Genomic DNA, 20,882 nt, shown 5'->3' with positions numbered 1-20,882 from the left:
TGAAGGAGGGAACTAGTTTAGCGGCCCCTAAAGTGTCTGCAACAGCAGCTTTAATTATTGCGGAGTACAAAGAAAGATATGGAGTGAAGCCATCTCCAGCACAAGTTGAACATATTCTATATACAGGTGCTGAATTAAGTACAGTTGTAAGTAGACCGAATCACTTTGGACATGGAATTGTAAATGCTAAAAAATCTTTAGATATAGTTACTCAATAAATTAAAAATTGGAGGAATTATCCCTATGAATTTTAAAAATGCACTCATACTTATTGGATGCGCTGTATTAGGAGTCTTAATCGTGTATATTGCTAAAAACTAATCGGTGATAAAAAAGGAGTTGAATAAAATGAGTCTAGAAATTCGTAATTTAAATAAATCGTTTGGAGAATATCAGGCAGTAAAAAATCTAAATATTTCTCTAAGAGGAGGAGAAATCCTTGGATTACTGGGGAGAAATGGAGCAGGGAAAACAACAACAATTCGAATGATTTTAGGACTTCTCAACAAAGATAGTGGAGAAATTCTCTGGGATGGTAAAAGGTTTTCAAGAAAAGAGGTTTCCATTGGTTATCTACCTGAAGAACGAGGTTTATATCCGAAAATGAACATTGTAGATCAACTCGTATATTTTGGACAATTAGAAGGTATGACTGCAACAGCAGCTAAACAGAGTGCTCTAAAATGGATTGAAAAACTAGAAATGAAAGAATATATAAAGAAAAAGACCGAGGAATTATCAAAAGGAAATCAACAAAAAATTCAACTTATTGCAGCTATCCTACATAATCCGGATTTAATTATTTTAGATGAACCATTTAGTGGATTAGACCCGGTTAATGCTGAAATGTTGAAAAAGGTGGTATTAGAGCTGATTGAACAGAAAAAAACAATGATCTTTTCTAGTCATCGTATGGATAGTGTAGAAACTTTTTGCAATCAAGTATACATTATGAAAGATGGTCAAGTAGTAATATCAGGTTTGTTATCGGATATCAAAAAAAGCTATGGTTTTAAATATTTAAGAGTTCAATCTGATGGGAATGTAGCATCATTACTTAAGAAAATGGGTGTAGAGTTTCAGAGAGATGGAGAAGAATATAAAATGAAAGTTGTAGATAATCAGAAGGCACTTCAACTTATTCAATATATTGAAAAAGTTGAAGGAATTCGAAGCGTATCTATTAGTGAACCAACATTACATCAAATCTTTATTGAAAAGGTGGGGGATCAAAATGCAGAAGTTTTGGCTAGTATTTAAGCAAGCTTTTCTAGAACGTGTGTTATCTAAGGTATTCATTTTAACAACTCTATTTTTAGTAATTAGCAGTATTGGGTTGGTTTCACTTCCAACTGTTATTGATAAGTTCTCAGATTCTAATAAAAAAGCAAAGGTTATATTTATATCAGGAGAAAATAGTATTCCAATTACATCTGAAGAGCTAAATAAAGGGTTAAACACTTGGGAGTGGGAGATTGGAAACCAAGAAAATCTTTCCGATTATAATAAACAAATGCAAAATAAAGAGATTAATGGAATCTTTATTTTAACTGCTAATAAAGAAAAGCAACCTATATTAAAATATTACATGAAAAGGGAAGATCTTTCTTTAATTCAACAAATGAGATCTTTCGTTCAAATTAAAAATACACAGCAAATTACTAACCAATATCAGTTATCTATAGAAGCACAGAAGTCTATTATGAGCCCAATTTCAGTTGAGAGGCAAAGTTTAGAGGAGAATAAAGAAGTATCGCCATTAATCATTTATCTTATCACTTTACTAACGTTTATGGCTATTATGATGTATGGTCAAGCAATTGCAACAGCAGTTGCCTCTGAAAAAGCTTCAAGGGTAATGGAAGTAATGGTAACTAAAGTGTCTCCTCTAGCTATGATTTTCGGAAAAATATTTGGAGTTGGATTAGCATGTTTATCACAATTTCTGATTTTGTTTATAGCCACAGGAGTATATTTGAAATCTGGTTTGGTAGAAGCAAATACTTCATTAATGGGATTGGATTTGAATTTTGGATTAATTACTTTTGAACATTGTATTTTCTTCTTAGTATTCTTTATCTTAGGCTATTTTCTATATGCAACCTTATTTGCAGTATTTGGATCTATGGTGAGTAGACCAGAGGAACTATCTGGTACGACAATGCCAATTAATATTCTTTTAATGATATCTATTTTTGTAGGAATTTATGAGGTGTTACCAAATCCTAATGGAATAGTTGCAAAAATTGCATCATATTTTCCTTTCACAGCATCGACAAATATGTTGATTCGAGTATTAAGTAGCAATGCTTCAACACTTGAAATAGGAATATCAATTATTGGGCTTATTGTAACAATGTTCTTAATTGGTTACTTTGCAGCAAAGGTTTATCCGAAAGGAATTCTTCATTTCGGTAAGAATTTGAAACTACGTCAGTTATTAAATAAACAAAACTAATTATAAGAAGGAGGAAACAATAATGAAATTTTTATTTAAAAATAAAGAGAAAGAATTACACAGAACGACTTTTGAACAATCTATGAATGTTGTGGAGCTAACAGATGAGGAAATGAAACATATCGAGGGAGCATCCAATGATTACTACGATCATTTCTATGAAACATATATTATTCGTCAGCAAACAAATCCATTACAACAACAAATTATTTAAAAAACGATCCTGCCACCAAGCAGGATCGTTTTTTTATGACTATCAAATTTTAATCTAAGGGAAGGGGTGTATAGTTTGTTGTGTTAGAAAAGAAAATTTGCAATTTTGCGAGGTTAAAGTGTGTTGTGCTTTTTTTTATAGTAAAAGTAACTTCAAATAATAGATTTGTAGACATGAAGGAGGAAAAAGAAATGTCAAAAGAACAAATGATTGAGGCATTAAAAGACCCAGAGGCAAGAAAGAAATTAGGGAAAGTAGATCACCCATCAGGCAAGCCGTTAAATGAATTAACGCTAGAAGAGCTGTCAGAGGTACAGGGAGCTGGAGATGTAAGTCCAGAGACAACACCAACTTGTACAGCTGCCCTTACATTCGGACTTACCTTGGGCTTATCTGCAAAATTCTGCAAATAAATCATTTTGCTATTAGTTAAAAAAGGAGGAAAAGAAAATGTCAAAAGAACAAGTGATTAAGGCATGGAAAAATTCAGAAGCAAGAAAGGGATTAGGAGAAGTAGAACATCCGGCAGGAAAATCATTAAATGAGTTATCGTTAGAAGAGATGGCTGAAGTACAAGGAGCTGGAGATGTAAAGCCAGAAACATTACCTATTGGTTTAACTGATGGAGGAACAGGTGGAATTGCATTTAGTACGATAATTTGCAAATAATATTTAGAAAAGAGTTATAAAACCTGAAAAAATTCATTATGTATATTGGTAGTAGTAGATAGGATGATTATAGTGATAAGTGAAAAATATTTTAAATAAAAAGTATTCCCACTATAAGTATATTAGTTTATAGAGTATGAGAAGGTGCAGGAATACCCAGTTCTGCATTAGTATATTGAGCTGGACTAGTAGTATGAACGTAAGATACAGTTGACTCAGATTTTGCTAATGCTTGATTTGGAAATAGCGACGTATATGTGATAAATATAGTACCTACTATAGAAAAAACTGCAGATTTTTTTAACATTTTAATAACACTCCTTTAATTGGTTTTCTTAATTTAAATAGTAAAGGATAGGAGTGGTTAAAAAGAATAAGTGAAAAAGTGCCATTTTTTAACTTATTTTTCATGTATTAAAAGATGCTAATTTAACAAGAAAAAAGAAAGTGTATAAGCAAAGAAAATCCTCCATATGGAAGATTTTCTTTGCTTATACATTTTCTAAGGCGATTTTGAAATATTTAGCAGACATTTTATATGATCGGTTATTGTAAAAATGGTCCCCTAATTCATTAGCTAGTTTTTGAACTAGAGAATTCTGTGCAGTTTCTTGTCCCAATTCAATAGCTTTTTTCATCTCTTTTTCATAAGAGTAGTGATCCCCATGTGTTTTAAAAATTAAAGCTTTATAACTGTGCAACTCTATGATGACATAAGGCATTTCGTATTTGCTGGTAAGATAAAAAGCATCAGCTAATAATTTATTAACTTCTGGCCAATTTTTTAGTTCTATATATATTTCGATTAAATGACGTATAGAATATATTTTATTTGTTTCTTCCTGATGAGACTCGCTCATTATAATACAATTCTGAAAAAATTCAATAGCAGTATTATAATCTTTTAACCCTTGGAAAATCCTCCCGTAATAATGTTTTATAATAGATAGGTAGGCGGAATGGTTTAAAACTGAAACGATTTTTTCAGCTTGTTTTAAATAAGTAAGTGCTTCATCATACATATTATCTAATTCGTATTGTAAGCTTAGAGTGATAAGGGTTGCTGCTATTTGTGAAGTAAGATTTAAATGGGTATATATATCGTATGCTTTTTTGCAATACAATCGACAAATAGTTAAATCTTGAGAAACTCGTTGTTTAACTAAACTTAAACTATAATAAAGGTCAGCGCGTTTTAAAGAAATTTCATCTTCCATCAAATTATCAGCTTGTGAAAAGTATGTATTTGCCTTGATATAATTTTGTTTTGTATAAAAATAACGACCACATGCTATAAGATAATATGCATAATCAGCATGCCATTGATCTTCTATGGTCTGAGGTATTATATTAAATGAACGATATAAATAATCTTCTGCTTTAGTTAATTCATTTGTCTTTGTGTAATAAGTTATGAGTACACCAAAAATTTTAAGTGTTATAAAGATAGAGTGTGTTTCGCGAGTATGCAATTCTAACAAAGATAATTCTTTTTCTGTGATTTTTGTTTCTTCTTGATATGTATTACATATTTGGACTAGATTTTCTTCAAATCCGCTTATATTTACTTCCACAAGAAAAGAAATATCGATTTCTAATTTTATTGATATGGCTTGTAGAAATGAATAGGAAGGTTTAATTTGTCCATTTTCAATCCTACTTAAATATGGAATAGAGCATATTCCTGATACTAATTCTCCTTGTGTTAATCCCTTGTGAATCCTAAGTTGACGGATCCTTTCCCCTATTTGCATAGTCCCACCCCTTGCTTGAATATTCAATATACACAATTGGTTTTATCTGTAATTTTATTTTATCACATAATTTAATTATTTTGGATTATTGGGTTAGCACCACATGCCCATCAAGCTAAAAAATTGTACCCATAAAACGAAAAAAACGCTATTCTTTTTGTAGAAATATATAGAAAGGATGGCGTTTTTGATGAATCCTATTATTTCAAATGAACTGAATCTTTTCGCACAAGAGCTACAATACTTTTTATCTCCAGTGGTCCTACAAGATATCGCCAAACAAGTTGGCTTTGTACAGCGATTTAGTAAGTATCAAGCAAACGAACTCATTTCCCTTTGCGTATGGATTAGTCAAGAAATTGCTAGCACATCACTTACACAATTGTGCAGTCAGCTAGAAGTTTCCACTGGGATACTTATGAGCTCAGAAGGACTGAATCAACGCTTTAATCCAGCAGCTGTCGCATTTCTTCGAAAAGTCTTTACTTCTCTTCTCACACAAAAACTTTGTTCAAATCACTCACTTTCTGCACACGTGATTTCTACTTTCAATCGTATCCGTATTTTAGATGCAACAGTGTTTCAACTGCCTGACCATTTCGCCACTGACTATCAAGGTTCAGGTGGGAGTAGTAATACGGCAGGCGTGAAAATCCAATTGGAATATGATTTACTTAGTGGTCAATTTCTTAACGTGCAGCTTGGACCAGGAAAGAATAATGATAAAACATACGGTACCATATGCCTTGAAACCGTAGGAGCGGGCGATTTGTGTTTACGTGATCTTGGTTACTTCGATTTAGGAGACTTACAGACCATTCATGATAAAGAGGCTTACTATATCTCGCGGTTGAAGCTGAATGCACGCATTTATATCAAGAACCCTGAGCCGGAATACTTCAACAATGGTACGTTAAAAAAGCAAACAGAATACATCCAGCTTGATATGACACAAATGTTGTATGGTCTAATCCCTGGTGAAACGGTGGAAATCCCCGAGGCATTCATTGGCCAAAATCAGAAGCTTCCAGCACGTGTCATTATCCATCGTTTAACCGTTGATCAAACGCAAACACGCCTGAAAAATCAAGCGATACGTGAAAAGAAGAAAGGCATTGTCATGAAGGATAAAAGTAAACGTTTAATGGGTATGAATGTATATATCACGAACACATCGCTAGAAGAAGTACCAACGAATTACGTGCATGCATTGTATTCACTTCGTTGGCAGATTGAAATTTTGTTTAAAACGTGGAAGTCACTCTTTCAAATTGATGAATGTAAAAATATTAAAAGAGAACGCCTAGAGTGCCATTTATATGGACAACTCATTGGTATTCTCCTCTGTTCTTCTACGATGTTTCAAATGCGACAATTTCTGCTTGAAAAGAAAAAGCAGGAACTGAGTGAATACAAAGCGATTTATATGATTAAAGATTACTTTCCATTACTGTTTCAAGCGATAGCCGTTGGCACAGAAGAACTTTTAAAAATTCTGCATCGCCTTTATCAGCTGCTTAAAAAGAACGGTCGTAAATGTCATAGATATAAGAAGATGACCGTTTTTGATATTCTAGGGATTGTGTATAAAACGACGGTGAAGCATAGACAAGCTGCCTAGCGAAAAAATCGTGTTTTAATAGGCTTCTTTGGCGTGCCTACTTTTCTATCACTTGCTAGTTTTGAAACAAGGATCATTTCGTATCTAGTAATTTACTTGGTTAGCTTGATGGGCATGGGACACTACCCCTAACTGAATAATTGTCATACAAACCATAGTTCCACGAGTCAGAGATGTATCATGTTATTAAGAGTTATACAAAATGCTAAAAAAGTAAAAATGGACTAGCACGTGTGGATTTGAAATAAAGTTACGATGTTTCTAAAAAAAGCGCGAAGTTTTGAAGAAAGTTGCAACATTTCTAAAAAAGATGCAATGCCTTATTCTTTCAATCTAAAAATTTCAAGTAAGTTTGATTAATCTTTTTTTTATGGATTCTCTTTACTTATCACAAAATAAGGGCTTGGTAAGTACTTTTGAAAAAACCTTATTTTAAAGCAACAACTAAAGCTAACAATCATAAATATGAATGGTAGCTTTGAAATATTAAACATTTACAAGTGTTTATGTCTTTTGGTGGATGATATAATTGGAAATATAAAGAAATGTTTTTAGTTATGTTTTGCAATTAAGGAAATGGTATAAGTATATAAATCGCTGTACAGCATATAGGAACAATAGATTTTTGTTTGTAGAAGAAACACTCTAACTATAATTTTTGAATGATAAATATATAAGGAGGGGAGTTTTTATGACGCGCTGCACAAATTGTAAAAGAAGATGGAACGCTTTACAGGTATGGTCATTGTTTTTTAAAAGAGAAGGGAAAGACTGCCCGTATTGTCTTCAAACTCAATATCTGTCAGCTGATACATTAAGGAAATTTTCAGGAACAAGATTAGATCCATTATTTTTGTGGATTTTTCCTGTTTTCGCTACATTGAGTGAAAATGATGAAACATACAACGTTCTTTTTAAGGATAAATCGAATGAAAAATAATACGCTTATACTAAAATTCTCCTGCATATTCTATACTTGTAAGGTTAACATAACGTCTCATTATCAGCAGTAACCAGATCCTAGAAAGCCATTCATACCAATATTTTGTCAGCCTTCCGCTGTATGCAAGATTTCATACAGCCCTGTCACAACAGTATTTGGCAGCTCAAACCGTTCTTGTAGTCTGCATGAAGTCCTGCATATTCTTAGCGTTTAAAATGTGTGTTTTGCCGTCAGTCCCCCATAAAGAAAAGACACCCATATAAGAGTGTCTTTTCTGATAGTTTGTTTAGCAGAAGCAGCTAGCTCCAACTATTATTAATAAAATAAATAATACAACTAGTAAAGCAAATCTTCCAGCAAAGCCGCCGCCACCACAACTTCCACAACTACCACCAAAGCCCATAATAGTTCCTCCGTTAGATAGGAGGGGAAAACACGGGGTTACTCATGTATTTTAATGGATTCAATTTACTTTATGGTTTTACGCATGAATTGAGCAGGTCCTTTTGAAGATAAAGAAAAGACACCCTAAGGTGCCTTCCTCCGACTTGATAACCACTTTAATTTTAATAATACTAATATGAGTGTTGGACTTCCATCCAAATATTATTTTACCACGTCAAGTTATATTGTTCATTGAGAAATATGAATCAAATCTATATTTTTTTATGATCTCAGTTGCGACTAACACCTAATTTTGATTCAACTTCAGTTAAGCTAGCTACAGCGTTAATTAGTTTTTGATCGGAAAGTTTAATAGATTTTTGAGCTTCTTCCATTCTACCTTTCAATGGAGCTATACCTTTTATCCCTTGAGCTACAGCTCTTCCAGCATTGCTTCTATAGTTAGTTGCAAGTCCAAACTCCACTCTAAATTTCTCAATCTTTTCTTTTAATACAGGATCATTTAGCTTTGCGCCACTTTTAAATGCTGTATTTTTATTGGATAGTTCATCGTATCGATTTGTAATTGACTCCATTTTCTCTTTTAAAACGTTCTTGTCAATAGATGCAGGGTCTTTGCTTGCTTCGCCCCAAATAGGTCTCCAGTCCTGATTCCAAATTTCATCATATTCTTTTATCATGGCATCAATAGTAGGCTTGATTTCATTTTCGTATGTAGCCTTATCAGCGTTTACAGCTGGCTTTGGTTCTTCCTTTTTCTTAGCTTCATCTTGTTGCTTCTTCTGTTCTTCTTTCTTTGGAGCATCCTTTTTGCTTTCTTGTTTCGGATTAGTAGATGTTTTTTCTTTCGAATCATTACTACCATCAATAACTGCAGCAACAAAAATGATGACTACAATTGCTATTACCCCTAAACACCCAAACTTAAAAATTTTACCCATTATGTAGTTCCTCCAATGACGAAATGTAAGATTTCCGAGATTATCATAACAGAAACAGTTACAACTATTTTGTTATATTTTGTCGAATGAAAATAAAAAAAGAGAGCCGAGGCCCTCAATGAAAAGAATGGTGATAATTTACCAATGAATATTGGAGAAATCCCTTTTTTCTAATTAGGAATTTTCACCCTATGTTGTACAAATATTGAATAATGTTTTTATCAGATTTGTAGGGGATGTGGTTTTACTGTGGGAAGGAGTGTGTTTCAAAAGGTGTATCTATTAGTACAAAAAAAGAATCCTTTTACAGCAAGGATTCTTAAACAGGAAATTCATTATCCAATGTATGCTTGGAAAGGTACACCTTCCAAGAAAAGGTGAAATTGGTTTTTGAATATAAAGTTCTACTAATCTCTTCAATTAGGCGTACCGCCCCACATTGCTATCAAGTTAAAAATCTGTTGTTCCCCAAAACGATAAAAATAAACTTAGGTACCATAAAAACACAAAATCTCCATTTAGGGGGTACTTTAAAATCATAGCTTGACGGGTATGATATGATGCCCCCATGAGGGATTAATGATTATTGAGTCTAAAATACAACACCTCTTTAAAGGGGAATGGATTTCTTGAGGTGAAAATAATAAAGTTACAAGTGAGTTTTGGGAACAGAATATATTAAATTTGGTTACATCCCGGCTAACTAAACTAGTATAATCGCTCATCATTTACCCTTTTTTCTGTTTATAAAAACATTGAAGATGAGAAGTTTAAGTATTATATAGTGAAAAATAAGAAGGATATTTTTCACTGCCTTAAAAAGTTCCTTAAGAAATAAATTTAAATATAAAAATAATTAAATGTATAGAAATCATAAGGCTGCAAGGCGATTCTTTAAGAAAGCTTTGCGGTCTTTTCATGTCTCTAATACCCGGGTGATTATAGTTGATAAAAATCCAGCACTTTTTCCTTTTTTTTAAAATGCGTTAAAAAAATGAGGTTTGATTTGAAAACGGCTTTCCAAATCGGTTTATTTTGCGTTTTGATGAAGAAGTTAATACAATAGGTCTTATTCATTATAAAAACGCATGTAAAGATAGATGCAGGCTTTACACATGTTTTTAGGTTTTTTAAGGAAAATAAAAAGGGTACTCATTATTTATGACTTAAATTCTTTCTCTACGAACTGGCGAATTTCTTCATTTTGATTCTTCATTCTATTTTCATGCCAATAATTTTCTATTTGTTCCACTTGTTCTTTTGTAAATGTAACTAAATTTTCATGTATGGGGAAAGCTTGTTATAATAGTGGAGAATAACTTGGGTACAATTGATAATGAAATGGGGAAAGACGCTAGATGAAAGCAACCGGAGTGACTAGAAAAGTAGATGATTTGGGGCGTGTGGTAATTCCAAAGGAACTTAGAAATACGCTAGGTATTAAAGAAAAATCACCATTAGAGATCTTTGTAGAAGGTGAAGACATTGTTTTACAGAAATATCAGCCCGGTGGTGTTTGTGCATTAACAGGAGAGGTATCAAATCGTAACATATCATTAGCAAACGGTAAGATAACATTAAGTCCAGAAGGTGCAGAACTATTAATAAAAGAAGTAGAACAGTACCTTGTAAAATAAGTGGCTCCTTTCAAGGGACTTTTATTAAAAGTAATATAGTAATTTCGTGTATCGTAATATTTATAAAAATATTTAACAAAAATAGAATCAATTCCGTTCCTTTTTGTGAAAATTTAGTTAGTTTGTATTTTCGTATCGGTTTTAGAAAAACAAAATCTAACAGAATTTAGCGAATTATCTGAACGGAAATTACATGAGAAACATATTTGAAAAGGAATAAATAATAAAAAGGCTAGTTAGTCCATTATAAGGGCTAACTAGCCTTTTTATTACCTTGATAAAGTAAATAAATCCCGGTGGATCCCCACTAATCACTCTCACCTGAATACACTTTTAAGTGTTCCATTGCTATTGATATGGCATGATTTTCTGTATCAATTAACGATAACCCCTGCTTAATAGGAGCCCAATACTCATATCCGTAATCCTCAAACCACGCAAAAACTTCTGTAGTGTAAAAACCATCATTTCGTTTGATAACTTGAACTTTGTATCTTTTACTTGTAGAAACAATCTCTTTCATGATTTCTTTCATTGTCTATCTCCCTCTACCTTTTATCCAGAGTGTACTACATCAAGAATATAGATGATGAAAGGTATTTTGATTGCATAAGGTATTCATATTAAGTTTACATAACACATCAATATCAGTATCAATATATCTAGAAATAAAAAATTCTTTGTATGTTGGCTGTTAAATACGGTCTTTTCCAAAACCAATCATGATTTCACCTTCATGGTAAAATTCTATAACAAAATTATTTGGACAAAAAAGATAAGTGTCGCTACCAACCGCCGTTACATCGTCAATATTACGTAATATATCGTTTAAATTTGCATAGGGAACAGGAGTAGGTCCAGTACTCCATAGGATATAGACTTTACTTTCCAATGGGATAAGATGAGATATTCGATCCATGGAGTCAATGGCATGTTTAAGGGCAACCCTATTCCAATTGATTCGTCCCCACCATTCAAAAGGGTAAGAATCATTTAATAATTTGTATATTTCTGATCCTCTTTCAGGAGATAATTCTTTAGTTTCAGCACCTAACACGTAGACGCATTCGTCATATAAAGCACCATGAGTAGGTTTATGCTTTTTTCTATTTGCTTCAAGAAGTTTTAAGAGTCTTTGAGACCTGTTGTTTTTATTCATCATCCAGCCCACCATAAGGTAAATGAAACTACATACTAAAATCTTTATAAATAGATAAAAAGCTTTTTATTTCTTGACTAATATCTTCTAGATTCCCATATATATTATCTGCGGCTAAATTAATTTCTTCATTAAAATTATACAGCTGTTCATCTACATAATCGAATCCCTCACAGCAATCATTATGTATCAAATCAGATATAAATGGTTGTATTTTCAATACATTTTCTTCATTTATCATAAATTCCTTCCATAACAGTCCCAGTATAATTTTTACGGGTAATTTTTTATCATACGTTCCTTTTATGTTTTTTAATTTAGATACAATATCAACTAACTTATCATTACTGGATAAAGCAACTTCTATAATTTCAATAGAAGGACTATCTAATGTTTCAATTGTATGATCAGCCCACTCGATTACTTCAGTTTTTGAAAATAAACCAATTTGTAATCCTATCCTAAAAACCTCAGCCATTTCTTTTGTTTTAGCCATATATATGACTCCGTAGATTTTTAGATAAGTATACACCGCTTGGACATTATTAATAAGAGCCTAATTAAAAATTATCTTGGATGCAAGAGGATTCTTTTATTGGGAATAGTAAGGATGAGGGGAGGTGCATTACATATGGGAAAAGGTAGAAGTAATAATGCTGGTAAAAAACAACCGAATTTCGATGATTCGTCTAATTTCGCTAAACAAAGCCAACCGACAGAAAAGAAGAAGAAATAAGAAAAGGAGCTCTCTTTATCAAGAGAGCTCCTTTTTAAGATATATTGACGTACCGATCACTCAACCAAATAGTCATAAGTGTAGCTTTGAAATAAAGTCGTACCGTTTTTTTATGATGAATTGAAATCTGTCTGTGACTTCGTTTTTTTTTTATTTAGCTATCAGAGAAAATTAGTGTAATCATCAAATTAAGGTAAATGTGGTACTGTTGTGATATTGGTTCATAAACAAGGAGCTGTCAAAAAATAGTTTTGAATTCGATCACAAAGTGAAATGGAAGGAAGATGTTAGGAAAAACGTAGAAAGATTAAATTTCTATGTTTTTTTGCATCCATTCAATTCTACATATGTACATATTCATTATTGAAGTTATTAACAATAAAATGTATTATAGAAAAGCGCAATTTTTAATTCAAGTAAGCGGGAATGTGCATTCGTAATAAATGAAATATTCAGAAATAATAGTATTGTCTGGAAAACGAGGTGGAATTAATAGAGACATTACATATTAAATGGTATGGATTGTATAGTTTAAATGACTTTTACAGTAGAGAAGAAGCTTTTATGAAGGTTATAAACAAAGAAATAATGCTCTATATAGAAAAAAATAAAGGCGCTTTATACAAAAGATAAGGGGACTTCATAAAGATTCGTTTTGTCATGAAAGCGAATTAAAGGTTAGATTAGGAATAATAGAATTCCCTAGTGGCGAAAGCTATTCTGAAAAGAAGGTAAAAGAGGTAAAATCTCTTTTGATTTTAAGGCATATCCATTGGAAAGCGCAAACTAAAGAGGGCATTTGATTTTAAAAATTATAAATCGGTGAAGAAGAGGCTTAATTGTTAAAAAGTATACTTAAGTACAGAAAATTATCAATCTTTAATTTATTAAACTATTTTCGAATAACATATGTCAGATACTTGAAAAAGCATAAATTTTATTATTTTTATATAGAATTCTGTATGGGAAGTGTAGTTCATTTTTATTATTTAATAAAAATATTAAGATCCTTAGGAACAATACGTAAAGATTAGTGGCGAAAATAAACACGGAGGTTTGAAAAATGGGACAAGGAAGCAGGTTTCAAGCAAAACAACAAAATCGTCGTAATAAGGGGATATTTAATATCGCATTTAGTGTGGTATTAGTAACAGTTGGCATAGTGACATATCAGTTGTTTTTCACTTCTGATACATCAAAGAAAGCAATTGCTCAAGAAAAGAAAGCAACAAAGATAGAAGAAAAGAAAAACGAGGATAAAGAAGCGGAAAAGATAGAAGAAAAGAAAAACGAAGATAAAGAAACAGCACATTTAGAAGAGAAACAAAAAGTAGAAGAACCTGTAAAAACGAACAAAAATGAAAATAAAGAGGGAGAAAAAACGATATCTGAAGAAAAGGGTTCTCAAACTAATCCTTCTTGGAAGCCAATTGGTACAGAGCAAGGAGCAAAACCTGCAATGAAATTTAAAGAAGGAACAGTAGATTGGAATGAGATGAAAAAAGCAATTTCATATGCTGTTGATGTTCCAGAGAGTCAATTGATTTTTGATTTTATTGGGAATAATGGTAATAATAAAGCCTACGGTAATGTACGAGATAAGCAAAGTAATAAAAAATATAAGGTTGATATTGATTGGGTAGAGAATCAGGGTTGGAAACCAGTATCTGTTCAAGTGGTAAAATAGATAAGAGAAATGTAAATGCTATCCTCTCTTGTTGTGAGGGACTAAGCTAGTATAGATAAGATAAACTTGATTCTATATGATGTTTAAGGTAATTATGTAAATAAAAGCTTTTGGTCTCGCACCATTGAATATTTTAGTGAATTGTTGATTAGAGGCACCAATCCATTGAAAATACAAATTTATTCTTTTTAGATTTGAATTGTGGCATATCATTTTTTTCTTGAAAACACGTGAAAAAGGGTTCTGGTGCAAAAGCTCTAGGAAAATTGCAAGTAATCTCTAAATCTTGGACATACTAATAGTACTACTCTATAAAGGGTGTGTAATCAGTATGGAAAAGGAGAATTTATTTAAGTGGAAACATTATCAACCAGACATCATCTTGTTAACTGTAGTTGGTACCTACGGTACAACTTAAGCTTTCGTGATTTGGTGGAAATGGTGGAGCAACGAGGGTTATTAATGGTTCATACAACTATTATGCGATGGGTATATCGATATGGGCCAGAGTTTGATAAACGAATTCGGCATCATCTCAAACAAACGAATAACTCATGGAGAGTGGACGAAACATATATATAAGTAAAAGGACAATGGATGTATTTATATCGTGCCGTTGATTCTGAAGGAAACACGATTGACTTTTATTTGAGTAAATCTAGAAATCATAAGGCTGCAAAGCACTTTTTCAAGAAAGCTTTGCAGTCTTTTCATGTCTCAAATCCTCGTGTTATAACAGTCGAGAAGAATCCTGCTTATCCAATTGCTATCGAACAGTTAAAGGAAGGAAGATGTAGAAGTTATTCATTCGGATTTGTATAAAATAAAATAGAAGAGAATTATCATATAAGGGGTGTAGTGCTATGGCGAGAAATTTATGGGATGAGATTAATGCTATAGATTGTGAAAAAATGTTCTTAAACTAACGGGTGCTTTAGTTGAAGAAGGAAATAAAAACGCTCAGAATATTTTCTGAGCATTTTAGTTTGCTATTTATAATGCGAAACGGGGTGCGAAATGCATACAAATTATTGTGTTATTTCTAATGGTTATTAGCATTTTTCTCTCCCTAAACTGAACCCGTTAGTATATAATACTACATCTTTTATTTAACATTAATTATATTTACAAATTGGAGAATCATCTTATTATGAAAAGTATCTGTACATATGACAGCACTATTTTGCTGGTCAATACCAACAACAGTCATATAGCTAGAGAGTAAATAACCATCTTCGTAATATGTAATTAGTATTTCTTCTTCAGATAATAAGGAACCTAACAACATGTTCTCAATTAGTTCTTTTTCTTCATCTGTTAAGATCGGCCGAGTTGCTTTGTTTTTCTCCTTGATGATTTCACGAATGCCAGCAAACTGTTCAGGCATACTGGCAAACGGAGTGAATTTCACCATTCCTCTTCCTTTTGGCATATTAGCGTTATTCATGATTTATGGCCTCCTATTAGTGTGTTTCTGTGTCTAGCTGTAGCGCTATGCATGTAGGAAATCCCTCGTAAAATACTGTTCTTCCCAAACTTTGTGCGTATTTCATCCATTACTTTTGTTAACTTCACTTCTTGTTCTCGTTGCGTGACATTATCAAAAAGAGAAATTTGTTCCTCCCCTTCCTGGATTAGATTCGTTAGAGAAATGTTTATGCTGCGAATGGGTTCGCCAGTATATTGTTGATGTAAAAAGTATGTACAGATATGATAAATATCCATCGTTAAATTTGTTGGGCGACTTAAAGTATGTGTTTTTCTAATGCCACCTGTATAACTCTTGCTATAACCGACAGAAAAGTGGACGGTTTGAGCAAGTTTGTTTTGTCTTCTAAGCCGATAACAAACTTCTTCAATATGTTCCAGTAGAATAATCGGAAATTCTTCTATTGTGTAGTCACGCATTAGGATTTGGCTTTTTCCAATAGAAGTTGTGGCAGGAACATATTTTTCTGAAATGCGACTAAAGTCAATTCCGTGGCTATGTAAGTGTAATTCTTCTCCAATCTTGCCGAAGCTCTGTTTTAAGTATTTAAGGGGATAATTGGCTAAATCTCCAATAGAGTGTATTCCCTTTCGATTTAACTTTTCTTCTGTTTTATATGATATGCCCCAAAATTTATTAAGTGGTCGTATGCTCCATAGTTTTGCAGGTACATCCTCGTACTTCCAAAAAGCAATCCCGTCTTTGTTCTTCTTAGCTTCAATGTCTAAAGCAACCTTACTCATTATTGGGTTAGGAGCAATTCCAATGGTACATTCAACTCGTGTATGATCGTATATTTCACGTTTGAATTTCATAGCGAATTCGTATGGATCTTGGGCGAATAAATGGATGCTATCTGTAATGTCCATAAAAAATTCGTCTATGCTGTATTGGTGAAAATCCTCAATAGGAACGTATTGCAAAGCTAATTTTGTTACGTAATTTGAGCATTTTATATAAGTGCCCATGATTGGGTTTACCACAAGAATGTCTTTGTGTCGTGGTATTTCGTACAACCTTGCCATTTTCTTAACACCTAATGCCTTTAGTGGTGGTGTTGCAGCTAAAACAATGGAGCCACTCCTGTTTACGTCTCCTACTACAGCTAATTTGGTATGTAGTGGGTCTAATCCCATCTTGATACAGGACACGCTTGCATAAAAGCTACAAAGATCTACACATAAAACAATTCGATTTGGCAAGATTGAGTAATCATACACTGTTATGCCTCCTTTGACCAGAACTTACGTTCTTATTATACACGAATGTATGTTCTTTTATGAAGTGGTTTTTGTAAAAAAATAAAACTGACTCTAGTTAGCCAGTTTTTACATATCCCAAAAGTCGGTGGATTTAACATTGGGTTTTATTTGCCTAATAACTTTTAAAATTTTTTTCATTACAGTTGGACTAGGTATGTATTCTTTATCATTGCACGCCTTTGAAACTGTAGGACGACTTAATTTCGCGGTCTTTTCTAAATCATTTTGAGTGAAGCCATTCCGATCTAAAAAATCACCTAATTTCGTTCGGTTTTTCCCTCCGAATTTCCAAAACACTTAAATCCCTCCTGAACCTATTTTCAACATTGTGGACATAAATGTAAAAAACTATTCGCATAGACGGCAAAAGTTTTTTACATAATGTACAAGCTGTCCACAATATGATGTATCAAAGCAGCTACCACGGTATTTATTAAGATAGAAGAATACGAGGTTACCAAAGTAAGTTGCGAATAATTACCACAGTATTTATCAAAATTTCTACCAAGGTAAAACTACCACGGTATTAAGTAGATGAAGCTATGTAATATCTACATTCTAAATTCTGTTTATAAAGGGGGTATTTAAATGTGTGCTAGGAAGGAAACAATTCCTTTTCGCCAGTTTATGGATCGGTCATACAAAGATAAAGAAAAGAAAATCCGTAAATATAATTCATTAAGTCCTTTCGCATTCCTTCATATGTCGGATCAGGTATTACATACTTACATTGCATTAGGAGTTATGGGAACGATTTTAATCGGAGCAGTCATGTTAGAAAAATACTTGGTGCGACATGACTATATATCAGCAGCTAAATTTGTAAGTGAAGGTATTTATCACGGCACGCGAATTGGTGGAGTTTGCTTGATTGGATATGTATTTGTTCGTATCGTAATCATGTTTTAAGGAGGGAAGGGAGTAATGGGGATTATAAAGGAGTGGATTCGTACGCAAAGGTTAAGGAATCAGCTTATGGAGGTGTTCGGAAAAGCAGGTTTATATACGGAACATCAAACGCGTGGGGGCAAAGTTCCTATTTATCCAAAGATACATGATGTTTCCTCTTCGAAAGAAAGCGTGAGATATGTATTTACCATTCCAAACGGATTAGATCCACAGAAGATTGAAAAGAAGTGGTTCTGTTTTCAGCAAATATTAGGACGGAATCTTACGATTGAAGGGGATATGAAAAAGTTTGTACTACATGCATTCCGTTCAGCTGCTGGACTAAAACCATACAATTACTGTTATAAAGAATGGCAGCCATTATTAAAAGAATACCGTCTTCCTGTTGTGGTTGGCCGGGACCAATTCGGAAAAACGATTACGTATGATATGGTTGATTCCAATACACCACACTTATTAATAGCAGGAGAAACGGGAAGCGGGAAAAGTAGTATGGTACGTGTTGTGCTATCCACACTCATTCAATATATGTCTCCTGAAAAGTTGCATTTGTACCTTGGTGACTTGAAAAACTCTGAATTTCATTTTTTGCGTAGAGTGAAGCATGTGAAAGAAGTTTGTATGGAAGAAATTGAAATGAAAATAATGCTTCAAAAGTTATGGAAGGAAATCAGAGAACGAAGAAAACTTATGGAAGAATATGAAGTTGATCATATTGATGCGTACAACAAATTAAATCCCGATCATCAAAAAGCATATATTCTACTTGCTATCGATGAAGTGGCCATGCTAAAAGATGAAAAAGAGTGTCTGACTACAATTGAAAAGATTTCAGCAGTCGGCCGATCACTTGGGGTGTTTCTTATGCTTAGTATGCAGCGGCCAGATGCGAAAGTGTTAGATGGTAAGTTAAAGCTCAATATGACCGTAAGAATCGGCTTTAAATGTGATAGTGCAATTAATAGTAATATCATGGGTACTCCTGGTTCAGAGCATTTAGAGCTATCAGGCCAAATGATTTTAAAACGAAATGGATTAAAGAAAGTGCAAGCTCCTTATTTGGAATTAAGTAAGGCGAAACAAATTGTTGAACCATATCGCATGTCTAAAGAGGAGAAAATACTCCAGAATTCATCGCAAGAAGAAATTCCGTTATTTGGGGTGTTAGATGATGAAGAGTAGAGATAAAGGAATTTTGAATGATTTGAAGAGATTTAGATGCATGTCCCGTGACGATATTATTGACTTGCATTTTCAAGGCTTAAAGAATGCGGTAACTTGTTGTAATACGGTTATGAAACGATTAAGAAGAGACGGATATGTTGATGCTAACGTATTACAGCACCCATACATTTATTTTCCGCAGCCAAGTTCTATCAGAAAGACAAGTCAAAAAATTCCTCATTTCCTTGGTATTGTGGACGTATACAAACAACTCGTTCATTATGAAAATCCTAAACTATTTGAAGTTGAACCAAAGTATGGGAAAGTATATATGGAGCCGGATGCTTTTACAATATGGCGTAGATCGCCATTCTTTATTGAAGTTCAAAAGTCAGTGTACAGTAAAAAAATAATGCAAGATAAGATAAACAGATACGAGTTATACTTCCATAGCCAAGAATGGCACAATGAATCCTGGCAACCGAAAGGTTCTAAATTCTTTCCTTCAATCCTTATCATTACTGACAAACATTACGACGTTCAATCTCCTCATTTACGTATATTTCAGGCGAATTCTATAGAAAGTTTTATGAATAATTTAGCGGTGAAAACATAAAGAAAGCCTGCATAGTGCAGAGCTTTTTTCTTTTCAATAATATATTAAGTCATGTGTGATGAGGATTGTTAAAATGCAGTAAATGAGCAAAGTAAATTTAAAGTAAGTCATGAAATAGTAAAACTTCTTCTAGAATGATATCTCTATAATTAATAACTTGTATGATAACCTCTCGATTATCACTATATCCATTCATATCTACAACTTGTCCCACATATTCGTTTGTACCAATATCTTTTTAAAGTACTTTAAAAGATACACTTTATATTTTCTTTATCTTATCTTTATCTTATCTTTAAACTTCTATATTAAACTTTAAACCTAAAAGAAATAAATTTGAGTCTGAAAGGGGCAGAGAAATAGATGATATATTATATATTTTGTAAATAACCAACCGCCATTGAAAAATTGAATTTCTTATACGAGGAGAAATATATGAAGGATATGAGTAAAAAACAAATTATTAAAGTATTCCTTATTAGTATTTTAGGTTTAGGAACAATGCTTGGAATACTATATATTAATCATAAAACTAATATTCAACAAAATAAAGCGCTCGCTACCGAAAAACGTGTATTGCAATATGAGCCTACTTTGAAAAAAGAATTAGAAAAATATAATTTAGGAGGGAAAACAGCAGTTTTATTAGGAATTATGTACCAAGAGAGTAGAGGTGAGGGGAACGACCCTATGCAGTCATCTGAATCACTTGGATTAAAGCCAAATGAAATTCAAGAGACAAGCTTGAGCATTGAACAAGGGGTAAAACACTTTGCTAAAATGTACAAATATGGAACGGAAAAAGATGTTAGCATGGATGCAATTATTCAAAGCTATAATATGGGACCAGGGTATATTGATTTTATTGCCAGTCAAGAAGTTAAACAACACTCGGAAGATTCGGCTAAAAAGTTTTCTAAGATGAAAGTTGATCAAAATCCAGTGATGTACACTTGTGGTGGAAATAAAAATAATTTTAGGTATCCATATTGTTATGGTGATTTCACATATGCCACAAAGGTGAATGAAAAAACAAAACTTATTGAAGAACTTCTTCGAAATGTACATAACTCTTCTAAATAAGCTGCAGAATGAAATATAATGATACCGTCAGTTATCAACATTGAACTACCCCCACTTTCACTTCGTTTAGAAGAGGGGGATTCCTAAGTAAAGAGTTCTATCGAACTCTAATTTATTAGGCTATCTCCACAGTCC

General features: G+C 32.9%; 24 protein-coding genes and 4 pseudogenes. 18 read left to right on the top strand and 10 right to left on the bottom strand.

Annotated elements, in window-relative coordinates; all coding sequences use genetic code 11:
* Positions 1–32 precede the first annotated feature (32 nt).
* From ACFVQC_RS29350 to ACFVQC_RS29325, 6 genes are all read left to right on the top strand, one after another.
* The gene (locus ACFVQC_RS29350) at positions 33–218 is read left to right on the top strand and encodes a hypothetical protein (RefSeq protein WP_377900054.1); all 186 of its coding nucleotides are present in this window, start codon (positions 33–35) and stop codon (positions 216–218) included.
* Between the two features lie 130 nt (positions 219–348).
* Entirely contained in the window at positions 349–1,260 is a 912-nt protein-coding gene (locus tag ACFVQC_RS29345) for an ABC transporter ATP-binding protein (protein WP_377900053.1), read from the top strand.
* Entirely contained in the window at positions 1,235–2,458 is a 1,224-nt protein-coding gene (locus ACFVQC_RS29340) for an ABC transporter permease (RefSeq protein WP_377900052.1), read from the top strand. Before ACFVQC_RS29345 ends, ACFVQC_RS29340 begins: the two co-directional genes overlap by 26 nt.
* A 22-nt stretch (positions 2,459–2,480) precedes the next feature.
* The gene (locus ACFVQC_RS29335) at positions 2,481–2,672 is read left to right on the top strand and encodes a hypothetical protein (protein WP_377900051.1); all 192 of its coding nucleotides are present in this window, start codon (positions 2,481–2,483) and stop codon (positions 2,670–2,672) included.
* Positions 2,673–2,863: 191 nt separating this feature from the next.
* Positions 2,864–3,085, top strand: coding sequence for a mersacidin family lantibiotic (locus ACFVQC_RS29330; protein WP_377900050.1), 222 nt, complete (start codon positions 2,864–2,866; stop codon positions 3,083–3,085).
* A 37-nt stretch (positions 3,086–3,122) separates the two neighbouring features.
* Complete coding sequence (locus tag ACFVQC_RS29325) at positions 3,123–3,341, top strand: mersacidin family lantibiotic (protein WP_377900048.1); 219 nt, start codon at positions 3,123–3,125, stop codon at positions 3,339–3,341.
* A 127-nt stretch (positions 3,342–3,468) separates the two neighbouring features.
* On the opposite strand, the gene ACFVQC_RS29320 is transcribed toward ACFVQC_RS29325, so the two are convergent.
* Both ACFVQC_RS29320 and ACFVQC_RS29315 read right to left on the bottom strand, forming a co-directional pair.
* The gene (locus ACFVQC_RS29320; protein ID WP_377900046.1) at positions 3,469–3,648 is read right to left on the bottom strand and encodes a hypothetical protein; all 180 of its coding nucleotides are present in this window, start codon (positions 3,646–3,648) and stop codon (positions 3,469–3,471) included.
* A 184-nt stretch (positions 3,649–3,832) separates the two neighbouring features.
* On the bottom strand, positions 3,833–5,095 hold the full coding sequence (locus tag ACFVQC_RS29315) for a helix-turn-helix domain-containing protein (protein ID WP_377900043.1): 1,263 nt from the start codon (positions 5,093–5,095) through the stop codon (positions 3,833–3,835).
* 190 nt (positions 5,096–5,285) lie between these two features.
* Here ACFVQC_RS29315 and ACFVQC_RS29310 point away from each other — a divergent pair, with 190 nt between their 5' ends.
* Both ACFVQC_RS29310 and ACFVQC_RS29305 read left to right on the top strand, forming a co-directional pair.
* Positions 5,286–6,716, top strand: coding sequence for an IS4 family transposase (locus ACFVQC_RS29310; protein WP_377900042.1), 1,431 nt, complete (start codon positions 5,286–5,288; stop codon positions 6,714–6,716).
* Between the two features lie 691 nt (positions 6,717–7,407).
* Positions 7,408–7,656 carry a hypothetical protein gene (locus tag ACFVQC_RS29305; RefSeq protein WP_377900041.1) on the top strand — a complete coding sequence of 83 codons (249 nt, stop codon included), beginning with the start codon at positions 7,408–7,410 and terminating at the stop codon, positions 7,654–7,656.
* Positions 7,657–7,945: 289 nt separating this feature from the next.
* On the opposite strand, the gene ACFVQC_RS29300 is transcribed toward ACFVQC_RS29305, so the two are convergent.
* Both ACFVQC_RS29300 and ACFVQC_RS29295 read right to left on the bottom strand, forming a co-directional pair.
* Positions 7,946–8,062 carry a YjcZ family sporulation protein gene (locus ACFVQC_RS29300; protein ID WP_377900039.1) on the bottom strand — a complete coding sequence of 39 codons (117 nt, stop codon included), beginning with the start codon at positions 8,060–8,062 and terminating at the stop codon, positions 7,946–7,948.
* Positions 8,063–8,333: 271 nt separating this feature from the next.
* On the bottom strand, positions 8,334–9,005 hold the full coding sequence (locus ACFVQC_RS29295) for a ribonuclease (RefSeq protein ID WP_377900037.1): 672 nt from the start codon (positions 9,003–9,005) through the stop codon (positions 8,334–8,336).
* Positions 9,006–9,717: 712 nt separating this feature from the next.
* Between ACFVQC_RS29295 and ACFVQC_RS29290 the strand changes: the two are divergent.
* The 3 genes and pseudogenes from ACFVQC_RS29290 to ACFVQC_RS29280 form a co-directional block, all read left to right on the top strand.
* Positions 9,718–9,843 (top strand): annotated as a pseudogene (locus tag ACFVQC_RS29290) (sporulation protein YhbH); the annotation flags it as partial.
* Positions 9,844–9,871: 28 nt separating this feature from the next.
* Positions 9,872–9,967: pseudogene (locus tag ACFVQC_RS29285) on the top strand (IS6 family transposase); the annotation flags it as partial.
* A 396-nt stretch (positions 9,968–10,363) separates the two neighbouring features.
* Positions 10,364–10,642, top strand: a complete 279-nt coding sequence (locus ACFVQC_RS29280; protein WP_000648339.1) for an AbrB/MazE/SpoVT family DNA-binding domain-containing protein — start codon at positions 10,364–10,366, stop codon at positions 10,640–10,642.
* Positions 10,643–10,949: 307 nt separating this feature from the next.
* Here the strand turns inward: ACFVQC_RS29280 and ACFVQC_RS29275 are convergent, their stop codons facing one another.
* From ACFVQC_RS29275 to ACFVQC_RS29265, 3 genes are all read right to left on the bottom strand, one after another.
* A complete protein-coding gene (locus tag ACFVQC_RS29275; RefSeq protein ID WP_377900036.1) occupies positions 10,950–11,177 on the bottom strand; it encodes a hypothetical protein in 228 nt (75 codons plus the stop codon).
* Positions 11,178–11,336: 159 nt separating this feature from the next.
* Complete coding sequence (locus ACFVQC_RS29270) at positions 11,337–11,804, bottom strand: CDI toxin immunity protein (protein WP_377900035.1); 468 nt, start codon at positions 11,802–11,804, stop codon at positions 11,337–11,339.
* A gap of 25 nt (positions 11,805–11,829) precedes the next feature.
* Entirely contained in the window at positions 11,830–12,297 is a 468-nt protein-coding gene (locus ACFVQC_RS29265) for a hypothetical protein (RefSeq protein ID WP_377900034.1), read from the bottom strand.
* 723 nt (positions 12,298–13,020) lie between these two features.
* Between ACFVQC_RS29265 and ACFVQC_RS29260 the strand changes: the two are divergent.
* The 3 genes and pseudogenes from ACFVQC_RS29260 to ACFVQC_RS29250 all read left to right on the top strand — a co-directional run.
* A pseudogene (locus ACFVQC_RS29260) lies at positions 13,021–13,363 on the top strand (sodium:proton symporter).
* A gap of 237 nt (positions 13,364–13,600) precedes the next feature.
* Positions 13,601–14,224, top strand: coding sequence for a YrrS family protein (locus tag ACFVQC_RS29255; RefSeq protein ID WP_377900032.1), 624 nt, complete (start codon positions 13,601–13,603; stop codon positions 14,222–14,224).
* 331 nt (positions 14,225–14,555) lie between these two features.
* A pseudogene (locus ACFVQC_RS29250) lies at positions 14,556–15,010 on the top strand (IS6 family transposase); the annotation flags it as partial.
* A gap of 319 nt (positions 15,011–15,329) precedes the next feature.
* Here ACFVQC_RS29250 and ACFVQC_RS29245 read toward each other — a convergent pair.
* The 3 genes from ACFVQC_RS29245 to ACFVQC_RS29235 all read right to left on the bottom strand — a co-directional run bounded on the left by ACFVQC_RS29245 (position 15,330) and on the right by ACFVQC_RS29235 (position 17,272).
* On the bottom strand, positions 15,330–15,671 hold the full coding sequence (locus tag ACFVQC_RS29245) for a YolD-like family protein (protein WP_377900031.1): 342 nt from the start codon (positions 15,669–15,671) through the stop codon (positions 15,330–15,332).
* A complete protein-coding gene (locus tag ACFVQC_RS29240; RefSeq protein WP_377900030.1) occupies positions 15,668–16,933 on the bottom strand; it encodes a Y-family DNA polymerase in 1,266 nt (421 codons plus the stop codon). The genes ACFVQC_RS29245 and ACFVQC_RS29240 overlap by 4 nt, the downstream gene beginning before the upstream one ends.
* A gap of 108 nt (positions 16,934–17,041) precedes the next feature.
* Positions 17,042–17,272 (bottom strand): helix-turn-helix domain-containing protein, encoded by a 231-nt coding sequence (locus ACFVQC_RS29235; RefSeq protein WP_002150963.1) that lies wholly within the window; start codon positions 17,270–17,272, stop codon positions 17,042–17,044.
* 291 nt (positions 17,273–17,563) lie between these two features.
* Between ACFVQC_RS29235 and ACFVQC_RS29230 the strand changes: the two genes are divergently transcribed.
* The 4 genes from ACFVQC_RS29230 to ACFVQC_RS29215 all read left to right on the top strand — a co-directional run bounded on the left by ACFVQC_RS29230 (position 17,564) and on the right by ACFVQC_RS29215 (position 20,747).
* Positions 17,564–17,884: a hypothetical protein gene (locus ACFVQC_RS29230; RefSeq protein WP_377900028.1), complete on the top strand. Its 321-nt coding sequence runs from the start codon at positions 17,564–17,566 to the stop codon at positions 17,882–17,884.
* Between the two features lie 15 nt (positions 17,885–17,899).
* A complete protein-coding gene (locus ACFVQC_RS29225) occupies positions 17,900–19,066 on the top strand; it encodes an FtsK/SpoIIIE domain-containing protein (protein ID WP_377900026.1) in 1,167 nt (388 codons plus the stop codon).
* Between the two features lie 22 nt (positions 19,067–19,088).
* Positions 19,089–19,664, top strand: a complete 576-nt coding sequence (locus tag ACFVQC_RS29220; RefSeq protein ID WP_377900062.1) for a replication-relaxation family protein — start codon at positions 19,089–19,091, stop codon at positions 19,662–19,664.
* 435 nt (positions 19,665–20,099) lie between these two features.
* Positions 20,100–20,747, top strand: a complete 648-nt coding sequence (locus tag ACFVQC_RS29215) for a lysozyme family protein (RefSeq protein ID WP_377900024.1) — start codon at positions 20,100–20,102, stop codon at positions 20,745–20,747.
* Positions 20,748–20,882: the final 135 nt, after the last annotated feature.

It is taken from the genome of Bacillus sp. NPDC057893, from assembly GCF_042796455.1.
Lineage (GTDB): Bacteria > Bacillota > Bacilli > Bacillales > Bacillaceae_G > Bacillus_A.
The sequence above is the reverse complement of the archived record's forward strand: the minus strand, read 5'-3'. Positions and strand labels throughout refer to the sequence as shown.